Genomic DNA, 13,010 nt, shown 5'->3' with positions numbered 1-13,010 from the left:
CGGCGACCTGTGGTCCGGCGTCCCCTGGATCCACGCCGCGGCCCTGGCCCGGACCCTGGTCACGTGCGCCGAGCGGCCCCCGCAGGGCACGGTGAACGCCATCGGCGGGCACGTCGGCTGGGAGGAGTTCGCCACCGAGCTCGTGCGGCTGCTGGAGAGCCCCGGCGAGATCGTCCCCTCACCGGACCGGGCCCCCGGCCTCCTGCACCGCCACCGCTACCGCGCCGAAGCCCTGGCCGAGGAGCTCGTGGAGCGCCCGGGCGAGGACTGGCGCTCGGCGATCGCGGCGATGCTGGCGCTCTGACGGCCCGGCCGCGAGAGGATGCGGAATCCTGCAATCCGGGGCCGGCCGCCCGTACCGGACAATCTTCCGTCGGTGGTACATGAGTACTGCACAGCTCGCGAGGGAGACCCGAAAGGGGCACAAAGGCCCGGGATGCGAGGGGTGGTACGTTTGTACCACCCCTCGCATCAGCCCTCTGCGCCACCGGGAGGCCCCGCAGCCATGGCCGAGCAGAACGCCCCCAGGCGGCGGCGCGACCCCCAGCGGCGGATCGCCGAGATCGCGGCCGCCACCGAGCGGGTCATCGCCGTGCGCGGCATCGAGGGGCTGACCCACCGCGCCGTCGCCGAGGAGGCCGGCGTCCCCCTCGGGGCGACGACGTACCACTTCGCGACCAAGGACGACCTCATCGCCGCCGCCCTGGAGCGCTCCGTCGACCGCTTCGGCGCCTACCTCGAGGACTGGGTGGCCCGGCGCCCCGAGCTCACACCCGAGCAGCTCACCGTGCTGCTCACCGACGCGCTCATGGGCTGTTTCGGCCCGTCCCGCGACACTCAAGTGATGGAGTTCGAGCTGTACATGGCCGCGCTGCGGCGCCCGGCCCTGCGCGAGGTCGCCGACCGGTACATGCAGCTGAGCACCGACGCCCTGCTCCCCTACACCGACCCGGTGACCGCCTACGCCGCGACCGTGGCCATGAACGGCATCACCCTGCGCGGCCTGGCCGGCACCCGGCCCCCCACCCGCACCGAGGTCGAGTCCGTCCTGCGCCGCATCCTCACCCCCAACCCCGCCCTGCCCTCCTCGGACATGGCCTGAAACAGCCGCTCCGCACCAGGCGCGTCACGTAGCATCCGAGACCTCACACGACATACGAACAGCTGTCGCAGCGACCGGTACGGCCAGGGGGGCCGCGGCAGTCCGGGGGGAAGGAACCTTCATGACGTCGTCCCGCTTCGCGCGCCGCCTCGCCGGCACCGCGGCCGCCGCACTCGTGATGGGCGCGGGCGCGCTCGCCACCGCTCCGTCCGCTGCCGCCAAGGCCAACCTCCTGGAGATCGGCAAGGTGGCGCTCCAGGAGCCCGGCCTCCGGGCGGACGTCACGTACTCCTGCGACCCGGGCATGAACCACCAGCTCGTCGCCAACGCCGTCAAGCCGGGCACGACCGGTCGCGACGAGTCCGTCGCCGCCGGAACGATCAAGGTCGACAAGCTCACCTGCGACTACGAGAGCCACGCCGCCCGCGTGACGCTGCGCCCCGCCACGGGCTCGCACTTCGCCAAGGGCGACCGGGTGAAGGTCACGGTCTTCTACTTCGACGACGAGGGCTTCAGCTACGCCCACCAGGAGTCCGTCACGAGGCTGTGAGCCCGGGCGCCGCCGGGGCGCGGCCGACACGGGCCTGACATACGAGTATTGGCCACGCTCCGGACCCCGAGTCACTAGCCTGTGGCCGGTGGCAGCAAGCGAGACAGATCATGACGACCGTCCCCCGCACAGCCCTGCCCGCCGGCGGCTGAACCTCGACGCGGACCTCGACCGGCTCGGGGAGCAACTGGCCGAGTTCGCCCGCGTCCAGGAGCGGATGCGGGGCTTATTGGAGGCCATACTCACGATCAGCGGTGAGCTGGAGCTCCCGGTCGTGCTCCGCCGCATCGTGACGACGGCGATGGAGCTCGTGGGAGCGCGCTACGGCGCCCTGGGCGTGCTGGACGAGGAGGGCACCAAGCTCGCCGAGTTCATTCCCGTGGGCCTGCACGGCGAGGAGGAGGAGCGGCTCACCGGGGTGGCCCTCCCCCACGGCGAAGGTCTCCTCGGGCTGCTCATCACCGACCCCCGCCCCCTGCGCGTGGACATCATCGCCGACCACCCCCAGGCCGCCCAGTTCCCGCCGGGCCACCCCCCGATGCGCTCGCTGCTCGGCGTCGCCATCACCGTGCGCGGCAAGGTCTACGGCAATCTCTACCTGGCCGACCGGCAGGGCGGCGGCACCTTCGACGCCGACGACGAGTCCGTGGTGGTCGCGCTGGCGGGCGCCGCCGGCGTCGCCATCGAGAACGCCCGGCTCTACGGCCGTGTCCGGGCCGGCGCGGAGCAGTTCCAGCGGCTCCTGCTGCCGAGCCTGCCGGACCTCTCCCCGTTCGACGCCTGGGCCACGTACCAGCCGGCCGCGGACCCCGCCCTGCTCGGCGGCGACTGGTACGACGCGCTGGTGCTGCCCGACCACACCCGGGTGATGATCGTCGGGGACGTGCTCGGCCACGATGTCCGCGCCGCCGCCACCATGGCCCAGATCCGCAACATGCTGCGTGCTTTGGCCTTCGATTCGGACGCGCTGCCCAGCGAACTGCTCAGCCGCCTGGACCGTACGCTCGAGGCGGTCGCCGAGCCCACGATGGCGACGGCCTGCCTGGTGCGCCTCGCACCTCAGGACGGCGGGTGGTCCCTGGTCTGGAGCAGCGCGGGGCACCCCCCGCCCCTGGTGGTGACCGCGGACGGCGGCACGTGCTTCCTCGACGCCGAACCGGACGTGCCGATCGGGGTGGACGCCGGCTTCGCCCGCCACGACCACCGGTACGTCCTGCCCGCCGGGGCCACCGTGCTGATGTTCACCGACGGCCTGGTGGAGCACCCGGGCCACGGGCTGGACGCCGGGCTGCGCACGATCGCCGACGTCGCGTCGGCCCACGCGGGAGCGCCGCTCGACGTCCTCGGCCGGGCCGTGGCCGAGGCCCGCCCCAGCGACGGCCACGACGACCTCGCCCTGCTCGTCCTGCGGGCGCCGGAGCGGAGTTGAGGCACGGGGAGCAGAGCTGAGGCGCAGTCAGGGGGTCAGGAGGACGGGGTCCGTGACCGGTTCGCCATGTCCTCCCAGAACTTCCGCAGTTCGGATGCCGTCATGCCCTGCCACGGCGCCCGCTTGCGCCGCAGGTAGGACAAGGGATTGAGGTAGCTCCTCCAGCGGTAGCGGCGCAGGAGCGCCTGCTGCTGCCTGCAGAAGATCTCCCGCACCTCGGCCCGCGGCTGCGCGCCCATGGCGGGGTAGGGACACAGTTCGAAGGGGCAGTCGCGCAGGCAGGTGCTGCCCGGCGGCGCGTCCCCGGCGGTGCCCACGGTCCGCAGCGGACGGAACGGGTGCCGGTCGTCGGTGAAGCACGGGGGCAGCACGGTGCGGTCCGCGCGTACCAGGCGCTCCTCCAGCTCGGCCGGCTGCTGGCCGTCCCGTTCGGTGAGGTTGCGCAGCAGGAAGACGTCGGCGAGGAGCTGCTGGGCGCGGGGGTGCAGGGTGCTCCACCCGGCTGACGGCGGGATCCAGAGGTTGTGCTTGCGGTAGGTGCCGGGAGCCGTGGCGGAGGAGCCGACCTTGCTCGCGGCGCCGATCTCGTCGATCCACAGGAACCGCTCCGGGTGTCCGCTCTCCAGGGCGAGCACTGCGAGGTTGCCGGCCTCGGCGACGAAGGGGTGCAGCCGGTCGCCCTTGCGGGTGCGGTCGCCCGGGTGCAGGGCGCGCGGGTCCTGGTTGCTGCCGGCCAGGGCCAGCCAGCGCTTCACCGCCTGGGTGGGCTCGGCCCTGCCCGCCGGGCGGGCCGCGCCGGAGCCGTCCTGCGGAGCGCTTCCCGTGCGGTCCGGGAGTTCCCACAGGCACAGGGCGTGCAGGAGGGTCATCTGCGCGTACCAGTAACGGGCGTGGGCCAGCATGCTCTCCGCCTGGGTGACGAGGAACGTGCGGGCCTCCTCGTTGGTCTGCGGATGCCGCTCCCGCCGGTTGGCCGCGCTCTTGAACCCCTGGGCGAGGGCGATCTCCAGGGAGAGCGGCAGGTCCGCCCCGTGCGAGCGGGTGTGCCGGGGCTCCAGGTGCGCGAGCCAGAGGCCGAGCCGCTCCTTCGCCTGCTCCCGGTGCTTCCCGGTCACCGAGCCGACCACCATGGGCACGAGCCAGGCCCTCATGACGAACCGTCGCCAGATCCGGAGCCGCTGCTCGCCTGCGCCCTTGAGCCGCTTCTCGTACTCCGCGTACTGCTGGTCGCCGGGCTGCAGCTTGAGGAGGATCTCACGGGTCCGGTGCTCCGCCTGCAACTGCTCGCGGAACGCCGTCTCGTACTGCACCCAGGGGTCGTCCCGCCCGGGCACACCCGTCTTGGGCAGGGGGAACATGGTGCGCAGGGTCTCGAAGGCCTTGTCGCCGCCGGCGCCCATCTCCTGCGCGACGGCGAGCTGGAGCGGGTAGGAGGGTTCGACGGTGGCGATCTCGAAGAACCACTCGTAGGCCGGGGACCTGCCGTGAGCGGGGTCGCGCTCGTCGGCCTCCGCCGCGCCGATCGCCCGCAGGACCTCCCCGAACCGGTGCACGAGCCTTTCCTTCGCCTCGTCGAGCGTCCTGCGGTCGTCCCCGACGAAGTCGTCCCACTGCTTGCACAGCGTCCGGGCGATCCGCGCGTGTTCGGCGGCTCCTGCGACCCGGTCGATCTCGAGGGCGGTGGCGTACATGTCGAGGGCCTTGGCGTCCTTGCGGGTGCTCGCCGCTTCGAGGAGGTGGTGGACCACGGCGTCCTGGTCCGCCGCGTCGGCCGAGCGGGAGTTCAGGGTCAGCCCGATGAGGAGTTCCCGGCCGGGGCCGGGCTCCTTGAACGCCGCGGGCAGGAGGCCGTGCTCCCTGGCGTCGAGGTATCGGGAGCCGAGGTACGCCTGGAGGATGCTGTGCTGGAAGCGCACCTTCTCCCCGCGCGTCTCGACCAGGCCGAGCCGCTCCCCCTGGGTGGCGCACAGCGACAGGAGCGCGCGTTGCCGGGGTTCGTCGACCTCTTTGCAGCATTCCTCGCCGAGCTGCTGCAGGAGCCGCTTCCGGATGTCCGGTTCCCTCCCCAGATCGGCGAGCCGGACCTCCAGCTGATCGCGCAGCAGCCCGATCCCGGCCAGTGCGGAGACCACCTCGATGATCACCCTGCGCTGCTCGGGGTCCAGCGCCACCTCCCCGTGGATCCGGCCGGCGGTCAGCGCGCTGCGCCACGCGTCGAGCAGGCGCTTCTGCAGGGTCGCCCGGTCGCCCTTGCGGGTGTCCAGTTCCGCCCAGCGCTTGGCGCCGGTCAGATGCTCCAGGAGGTGGTGTTCGCGTAGCTCGTGCGCGATCTGCAGATACAGCGGGGACTCCGCCACGGCCGCCGTTTCGACGATCCAGTCCATACGGTGGCTGTCCACGTCCGGGTGGCCCTCCTCCAGGTACTGCAGCGCCGCCTCCTCGCTCAGCGGCTCCAGGTCGACGGTCGCGGCCCGGGTGTGCTCCAGCGGCGCGTGGGGACGGGAGGCGATCACCAGCGGGAGCTTCTGCTCCTCCGCCCGCTCGATCGCCCGGCGGATGAGGACGTCCCGCTCCTTCTGGTCCTCGCCGCCGGAGAACGTCTCCTCCAGGCCGTCGGCGAGGATGACGGCCTTGTCGTCCATGCAGAGCTGGCGCCACACCCGCTCGCTGTGCCGGGCGGACAGCACGTCGCGGTCCACCACCTCGCTGAAGCGCCTCATCGCCACCTCGCGGAAGTCGAGGCGCGCCCCGTTCAGGTCGGCGTCCCGCAGTCTGACCGGGACGGGGACGGCGCCCTTCTCGGCGAGTATCCGGGTGAGCTGGACGAGGACCGACGTCTTGCCTGCGCCCACACCGCCCACGAGCAGGTACGGCCGCCGGGTGCGCCGGTCGCGCAGGCCCCGGGCGATGATCAGGCACATCTCCTTCCGCCCGACCACGTCCGCGACGACCGGGCCGGCCGTCGGCACGACGCTGCGCGGGTCCTTCCTGGCCGCCCGGGTCATGGGGCGGCGCACCGAGGCATAGGTCAGGACGAGGAAGCAGAAGGTGGCGAGGCCGAGGCTCAGGAACGGGGCCACGAATCCGTAGACCACCGCGCAGCCGTCGCCCCGGGCCCGGCACCACTTCTCCACCGGGGAGCGGTCCCCGGCGACGAGGGCGAAGACGCCGAAGCCGACCCAGGCCAGGAGGAGGGGAACGGCCATGTAGGAGAGCCGCTGCAGGAGCGACCGCCTCATCCACCACCGCTGGGCCGGTGCCACCTTCCTGCGGGCGGCCAGCCTGACCCTCAGGGCGCGCTCGCAACGGCCGAGAGTGCCGACGGCACGGGACACGGAGCGCCGGGGCCGGACCAGGAGCGGAGCCTTCCGGGGTACGGCCTTGTCCTTGGGGTGCCTGATGACGTAGCCCATGGCGGGTGAGTGGATTCCGTGGTTTCGTCCATCATGGGCGCCGCACCGTCACCGCGGCGTGACCGCGGCGTCGGTGCCCGTCGACGCCGGACGCGGCCGGGCGGAGGCCGGCCACGAGGCCGAGCAGTTCCGGCGTCGGGTGCAGACCGAGTTCGCTCCGGAGGAGCGAGCGGTACTGCCGGAACTCGCGGAGCGCCTCGGACTGGTTGCCCTCGGCGAGATGGGCCGTGATCAGGGCCGCGCGGGCGCTCTCCCGCAGGGGGTCGGCGCGGACGGCCGCACCGGCGGCCGACACCGCGTGGGCGAAGTGCCGCGTCCTGGCGAACCGGCCCGCGAGCGCTTCGAGTGCGTGCAGCCGCAGCTGCCGCCACTCCTCCGCTTCGCGCAGCGCCCACTCGTCGCACCATCCGGGCAGCAGGTCCTGGGACAGGCCCTCGATCTCCCGGGTACCGACGCCTTGGGTGCCGACGTCGTGAGTGCCGACGTCCTGGGTGCCGACGTCTTGGGTGCTGGGATCCCGTGGGACGGCGCACGGGGATTCCGGTCCGTCCAGGACGGCCCGGGCGAGGGAGCGGAGCCCGTGGAGGTCGACCGCGACGCCTTCGGCGAGTGCGAGCTCCGCGGGGCCGACGTCGAGGACCCGGCGGCACCCCGCGCCGCGGAGGCGGTTGAGGGCCGACCGCAGGGCGGCGTGGGCCCGCGCCTCGGACACGTCGGGCCACAGGTTCTCCGCGACGGCGCTCCGTGCCACCCCGCCGGGGCGGAGGGCCACATAGGCCAGCAGGCGCTCGGATCCGGCGGGGATGCGTACGAGGACGTCGCCCGCGGCCAGGCGGAATCCGCCGAGCAGGGCGATGCGGAGGGTCGCGCCTTCGTCTCGTGAGGGCACCCTTCCATCGTGGGCGGGCGCCCGCCGGGTGTCGAATCGCAGGAATGTCACGGAAAGCGTCCCAGGAATTGCTTTCCGTAATGTCGACGGGTGGAGAAAAAGCCCCCGCCGATGAATCGGCAGGGGCTTCACTGTGCGCCGCCAGGGACTCGAACCCCGGACCCGCTGATTAAGAGTCAGCTGCTCTAACCAACTGAGCTAGCGGCGCGCGACATGAATATTACATGACTTTCGCGGGTGCGCTGACCCGGCTGACCAGCGGGAACCCGGGGCCGGCCGAAGCTCCCCGCATGGACAGCGACGACGGGAGGGGAAACCATGGAGATGAGGGTCCGCCTGTCCTACGGGCCGTCGTACAGACAAGGGAGGTAGTCCCATGTCATCCACCCTCAATCCGCACTCGGAGACATCTCAGGCCGCCGCCGGCGGGCTGACGCTGTTCGCGGCAGTGATGATGCTGATCGCGGGCTTCGTCGATATCTTCCGGGGAATCATGGCCATCGTCCATGACAACGTCTTCATCAGTACGCCGGACTACGTCTTCAAGTTCAGTCTGGCGGGCTGGGGATGGATCCACCTGTTCCTCGGAATCGCGGCGCTGATGGTGGGCGTCGGCCTGTTCCGGGTGTCCCTGTGGGCCAGGGTCCTCGGCGTGATCATCGCGGCGCTGCTGCTGATCGTCAACTTCCTGTCCATCCCGTACTACCCGCTGTGGTCGATCGTGGTCATCGCGCTGTGCGCCTTCGTCATCTGGGCGCTGTGCGTGGTCCGGCACGAGGACGTCTAGGGCGGCTGAGCGACGTTCCGGCCCCGCGGCCGGGCCGCCCGGGAACAGCACCTCCGCCGAGGGCCCGTCGTTTCGCAACTGAGTACGACAGCGGATGCGCTCGAACGGCGCTCCTGCCCAAGGTGGACCCCATGACGGATGCTCATGAGGGCCCTGCGGACGCCCGCGCGGAGAACCGGGCCCCGTACGTGACGGCCATGCTGGTGCTCACGCTGCTGTTCCTGACGCCCGGCATCGGGCTCTGGGTGCTGGAACTGCGGCCCGCCGGGCACCACGGGACGGGCACCGGATGCGCCCGGCTCGGCGCCGCGATCGTCGGGGCGCCCGCGGCGGGGGCGCTCCTCGGCGGCATGCTGGCCGTCGTCCGCCGCAGACACGGCGGACCGGCGGCGGCGACAGGGGCTTTCCTCGGGGCGATCGGCCTGTGCGCCTACGGCGTCCGCATCTTCTCCGAGACGTTCCAGCTGCTGCCGTGACCCCGGGGAGCGACCCGGGCCGGACGAGCCGGCGCGGACCGCTCCGTCGGCGTGCGTGTCGAACGGCGCCCGGCGTCGTTCACTCCATGAAGGCATTTCGTGCATTTCCTGTGCATTCCTCTGTAATCGACTGGAAGGATCAGTAATGCGCTTCATCCGCCCCGCGCTCGTCGCTCTCGCCGGATGCACTCTCGCCCTGGCCCTGCCCACGGGATCGGCGGTCGCCGCCAAGGGCTGGTTCTCCTGGGCGGGACCCAAAGGCGCCCCGTTCTACATCCAGAACCCGCCGGACGGCCGGTGCCTGACGATGAGCGACGAGGCCCGCGGTGCGCACAACGGCACGGCGGTCCCGGTGGCCCTTTACACCGACAAGACCTGCAAGCGACAGGCGCTCCGCCTCTCCCCCGGCAAGGACGCCCCGCGCAACCTCCGCTTCGCCAGCGTGAGGTTCGGCGGCCGCTGACCGTCCTCCCCGGCGACCGATGCCGGCCCCCACGGCGCTTCAGCTATGTTGAGCGCCGTGGGACGAGAACGAAGCACACCGGTGCCATCAGGGCAGCAGGCGCGCGCTCAGGCGTCCGCGATCACGCCGGGAAAGCCGGGCGGGCCGGGGCAGCGGCCCCGCGTCCCGGAGCCGGCGCCCGCGGACAAGGTCCGCGCCCTGTTCGGCGGTCACCGGCTGTCTCCCGGGCAGCGGCGCATCGCGCAGTACATCACCGACCACCTCACCGAGGCCGCGTTCCTGTCGATCACGGACCTCGCGGACCGCGTGGGCGTGAGCCAGCCGTCGGTGACCCGCTTCGCGGTCTCCGTGGGCTTCAGCGGGTATCCGGCGCTCCGGGAGGCGCTGCAGCCGATCGCTCTGAGCGCGGTCGCCGGCTCCCCCGGCGCACGGGAGGAGGACCGCCGCAACGAACTGCAGGCGGCGGTCGACGCCGAGATCGCGAACCTGGAGGGCCTGCGCCGCGCGTTCACGGACACCGACCAGGTGCTCGAGATCGGCCACGAGCTGGCCAGGTCGGTCCCGCTGACGATCCTCGGCCTGCGGATCTCCGTCTCGCTGGCGGAGTACTTCGCGTACGCGGCGAAGCGGATCCACCCGGACGTGCGCCTCGTCTCGCGCGGGGGCAGCGTCGCCTACGACGCCCTGCTCCAGTCGCGCGAGGCGGGCGGCACGTGGGTGCTGGCGTTCGCCATGCCGCGGCACTCCAAGGAGATGCTGGCGGCGATGCGGGCCGCCCGCAGCACGGGCCTGCGCGTCGCGCTGATCACGGACGCAAGCCTGGGGCCCCTGGTGGAGGAGGCCGACGTGGCGCTCACCGCAGGCACCGGCTCGCGCCTGGTCTTCGACTCCTACGCGGCGCCGGGGGTGCTGTCCGCGGCGATCCTCCAGGCCATGGCCGACGCCGATCCCGAGCGCACGCAGATGCGGCTGGAGAAGTACGAGCAGGCCGCGGAGCAGCACGACTTCTTCCTCGACGACTGACGGCGCACCCGGCGGCCGGTGTCCTGACACCCGATAACGGACTTTCGCCCCGTAATCGGCCACCGGCTCGAATGAAAATTTTCATACCCTTGCTTACCGGGCAGTAAATATATTTACTGCATGTGGCACCCGGGCTTGCAGCGCTCACGACGGTGAGCGCCCGGGGCGTCAAGGTGGGCGAACACCAGGGACGAGACCCTCCTCATCGGCCCTGCGCGTTCCGTTTGGGTGGTCCGCTCCCCTCGGACACCCCCGGCGGCCCCGGTCTACCCCTGGGCCGGGGCCGTCGGCAACACCCGCGCACCCGCCTCACGGGGCGTCGAAGAGCCGGTTGCCGTCGCTCATCAGCCCCGCCCTCTTCACACTCCGCAGCACCGGCAGCACCTCCAGGCGGTGCACGGCCGTCAGCGCGCCGATGCCCTCCGTCATATACCGGTACAGGTCGCGCTGATCGCGGCAGAGCACCGAGGCGACGAGGTTGGCCGCGCCCGTCACCGCCGCGGCGAACGGCACTTGCGGGTGGCGGGCGAGCGCCGCGCCGACCGCCGCCAGGTCACTCGGCGCGACCGTGGCGGAGATCCCGGCCTCGAGCGCGTAGCCGAGGTGGACGGAGTGGACCTCGACGTCGAAGGAGAGCGCGCCGCTCCCCCGCAGGTACTCGATGCGCCGCCGGACCGTGGACTCCGACCGGCCGGCCGCCGCGGCGAGCTCCGGGTAGCCCGCCCGGCCGTCCCGGGCGAGCACGGCCAGCATCGCGTAGTCGGCATCGTCGAGCCGGACGACGTCCTCGCCCGCGCCCTCCCCGCCGGCCGGTACGGGCTCCAGCGCCGCGATCTGTTCGCAGGTCAGCTCGTCGCGCCCGAAGCAGCGGTTCGCGCCGCCGGTGTACTCGTGCAGCATGGTCTGCGCCGTGACGCCGGTGACCTGCCGGGTGCGGGGCAGCTTACGGAGCAGGAGCGCCTCGTGGTCCTCACGGGTGCGCGAGCTGACGAGGCAGCCCACCTCGGTGCCGCCCGAGAAGATCTTGACCCATCCCGTGTCCGGACGGCGCGCCAGCGCCTCGGCGATGCCGAGGGCCGCCCCCGGGACGCACTGGATGCGCAACCTCGACTCGTACAGGCCGACGCGCTCGCCCTCGGGCAGGCCGAGCACCCGCAGCAGGCCCGCGCCGCGCAGCCTGCGGTAGCGGCGGATCACCGTCTGGTCCGTGACGCCGAGGGCGGCGGCGATGCGGCTGAAGGCGGCCCGGCCGTCGAGCATCAGCGCCTGCACCAGCTGCCGGTCCAGAGGGTCGAACACCTGCACGTCATCGGTCACGCTTTCCATCATTCCACGCCCCATCCACATCGGATTCCGTCACCGGACCTGGCCTGAGTTCTGAGAAACGGCCACCGGGTGCGACCTTCGGTCCTCGTCGGACAACACCCTCCGGAGGTATGGAAGATGCGTAAATGGCTACCGCTCGTGGCCGTGTGCCTGGGGACGTTCATGCTGCTCGTGGACGTGACCATCGTCGTCGTGGCGCTCCCCGACATGGCCGGGAGCCTGCGCACCTCGTTCGCGGACCTGCAGTGGGTGATGGACGTCTACGCGCTCGCGCTCGCGGCGCTGCTGCTGGGCGTCGGCTCCCTCGCCGACCGCGCCGGCCACCGGCAGGTGTACGTGGCGGGCCTCACGTTGTTCGCCCTCGCCTCGCTGGCCTGCGGCCTGGCGACCGGCCCGCAGGCCCTGATCGTCTTCCGCGGCGTCCAGGGCATCGGCGGCGCCGCGATGCTCGCGACGACGACGGCACTGATCAGCAGCATCTACCACGGCCGGGACCGGGGCGTGGCGTTCGGCGCCTGGGGCGCGGTCAGCGGAGCCGCCTCGGCGGCCGGGCCGGTCATGGGCGGTCTGCTCACCGAGCACCTGGACTGGCGCTGGATCTTCTTCGTGAACCTGCCCATCAGCGTGCTGGCCATCGTCATGACGCTGCGGTTCGTCGCCGCGGCGCCGCCCCGCCGGGGCCGCGGGGTGGACGTGCCCGGGCTGGTCGCCTTCACCGTGGCGGCGGGCGGCGCGACGTACGCGCTGATCAAGGGCGGCGACTACGGCTGGACGTCGGCCGCGACCCTGGGCGTCTTCGGGCTCGCCGCGGCCGCCCTGGTCGCGTTCGTGCTGATCGAGACGCGCCGCGAGCAGCCGCTGCTGGACCTGAAGCTGTTCCGCCGCGCATCCTTCTCCGGCCTGATGGCGGCCGCGGTCCTGCTGTCCGTCGCCGCGTTCTCGTACCTCGCCTACACCTCGCTGTGGCTGCAGTCCGTCCGCGGCATGGGACCGGTCGCCGCAGGCCTGACCTGTCTGCCGATGAGTGCGGCCGCGTTCGTCGTCGCGTCGCTGGCCGGGCGCTTCCTGCACGACGTCTCGCCGCGCTGGACCATCGGCGGCGGGCTGCTGCTCATCGGTGCGGGCGCCTTCCTCCAGGCGACCGTGGACGCGGGCTCGACGTGGACGGCCCTCGTGCCGGGTCTCGCGGTGACCGGCGTCGGCGTCGGGATCGCCACGCCCATGCTGGCGTCCGCGGCGATGGCCTCGGTGGCGCCGGAGCGCGCCGGGATGGCCAGCGGCGCCGTCAACACCGCGCGCCAGCTGGGGAACGCCCTGGGCATCGCCGTCCTCGGCGTGGTCTTCCACGCCGGGCTGGCGGGCGCCCTCCGCGACCACGGGGCCGGGGCCGTCGCCGACCCGTCCGCGACCGCCGACGCCCTGGCGGGGGGCCAGGCCGGAGCGGTCGTCGCCCAGTCCGGCCCCGCGCAGCGGGATCTGATCGGGCAGCTGGTGCACGAGGCCTTCGCGGCCGGCCTGCGGCAGACGTTCCTCGTCTCCGGGGTCCTGGGGG

The 13,010-nt window shown here is 72.5% G+C and carries 11 protein-coding genes, 1 tRNA gene and 1 pseudogene; 9 read left to right on the top strand and 4 right to left on the bottom strand.

Annotated features, from left to right (window positions below):
• From V7793_RS23260 to V7793_RS23245, 4 genes and pseudogenes are all read left to right on the top strand, one after another.
• A pseudogene (locus V7793_RS23260) lies at positions 1-304 on the top strand (condensation domain-containing protein); the annotation flags it as partial.
• 201 nt (positions 305-505) lie between these two features.
• Entirely contained in the window at positions 506-1,102 is a 597-nt protein-coding gene (locus V7793_RS23255) for a TetR/AcrR family transcriptional regulator (RefSeq protein WP_336009492.1), read from the top strand.
• A 121-nt stretch (positions 1,103-1,223) separates the two neighbouring features.
• Positions 1,224-1,652, top strand: coding sequence for a hypothetical protein (locus V7793_RS23250; protein ID WP_336009490.1), 429 nt, complete (start codon positions 1,224-1,226; stop codon positions 1,650-1,652).
• An 88-nt stretch (positions 1,653-1,740) separates the two neighbouring features.
• The gene (locus V7793_RS23245) at positions 1,741-3,081 is read left to right on the top strand and encodes a PP2C family protein-serine/threonine phosphatase (RefSeq protein ID WP_336009488.1); all 1,341 of its coding nucleotides are present in this window, start codon (positions 1,741-1,743) and stop codon (positions 3,079-3,081) included.
• A 35-nt stretch (positions 3,082-3,116) separates the two neighbouring features.
• Here the strand turns inward: V7793_RS23245 and V7793_RS23240 are convergent, their stop codons facing one another.
• From V7793_RS23240 to V7793_RS23230, 3 genes are all read right to left on the bottom strand, one after another.
• Positions 3,117-6,494: an NACHT domain-containing protein gene (locus V7793_RS23240; RefSeq protein ID WP_336009485.1), complete on the bottom strand. Its 3,378-nt coding sequence runs from the start codon at positions 6,492-6,494 to the stop codon at positions 3,117-3,119.
• A 31-nt stretch (positions 6,495-6,525) separates the two neighbouring features.
• The gene (locus V7793_RS23235; RefSeq protein ID WP_336009483.1) at positions 6,526-7,383 is read right to left on the bottom strand and encodes an AfsR/SARP family transcriptional regulator; all 858 of its coding nucleotides are present in this window, start codon (positions 7,381-7,383) and stop codon (positions 6,526-6,528) included.
• Between the two features lie 134 nt (positions 7,384-7,517).
• Positions 7,518-7,591: transfer RNA gene (locus V7793_RS23230), tRNA-Lys, on the bottom strand.
• A 168-nt stretch (positions 7,592-7,759) separates the two neighbouring features.
• Between V7793_RS23230 and V7793_RS23225 the strand changes: the two genes are divergently transcribed.
• The 4 genes from V7793_RS23225 (at position 7,760) to V7793_RS23210 (ending at position 10,132) form a co-directional block, all read left to right on the top strand.
• Positions 7,760-8,170: a DUF7144 family membrane protein gene (locus V7793_RS23225; protein ID WP_336009481.1), complete on the top strand. Its 411-nt coding sequence runs from the start codon at positions 7,760-7,762 to the stop codon at positions 8,168-8,170.
• A 131-nt stretch (positions 8,171-8,301) separates the two neighbouring features.
• Positions 8,302-8,646: a hypothetical protein gene (locus tag V7793_RS23220; RefSeq protein WP_336009479.1), complete on the top strand. Its 345-nt coding sequence runs from the start codon at positions 8,302-8,304 to the stop codon at positions 8,644-8,646.
• Positions 8,647-8,791: 145 nt separating this feature from the next.
• The gene (locus V7793_RS23215) at positions 8,792-9,109 is read left to right on the top strand and encodes a hypothetical protein (RefSeq protein WP_336009477.1); all 318 of its coding nucleotides are present in this window, start codon (positions 8,792-8,794) and stop codon (positions 9,107-9,109) included.
• An 81-nt stretch (positions 9,110-9,190) separates the two neighbouring features.
• Entirely contained in the window at positions 9,191-10,132 is a 942-nt protein-coding gene (locus V7793_RS23210; RefSeq protein ID WP_336009495.1) for a MurR/RpiR family transcriptional regulator, read from the top strand.
• 309 nt (positions 10,133-10,441) lie between these two features.
• On the opposite strand, the gene V7793_RS23205 is transcribed toward V7793_RS23210, so the two are convergent.
• A complete protein-coding gene (locus tag V7793_RS23205; protein ID WP_336009493.1) occupies positions 10,442-11,458 on the bottom strand; it encodes an Lrp/AsnC family transcriptional regulator in 1,017 nt (338 codons plus the stop codon).
• A gap of 117 nt (positions 11,459-11,575) precedes the next feature.
• Between V7793_RS23205 and V7793_RS23200 the strand changes: the two genes are divergently transcribed.
• The coding region (locus tag V7793_RS23200; protein WP_336009476.1) for an MFS transporter at positions 11,576-13,010 on the top strand (1,435 nt) is incomplete at its 3' end.

Origin of the sequence: Streptomyces sp. KLMMK (assembly GCF_036961605.1) — a bacterium.
GTDB classification, from domain to species: domain Bacteria; phylum Actinomycetota; class Actinomycetes; order Streptomycetales; family Streptomycetaceae; genus Streptomyces; species Streptomyces telluris.
Note: the sequence above shows the minus strand (reverse complement) of the source record. Positions and strands in the feature narration are given on the sequence as shown.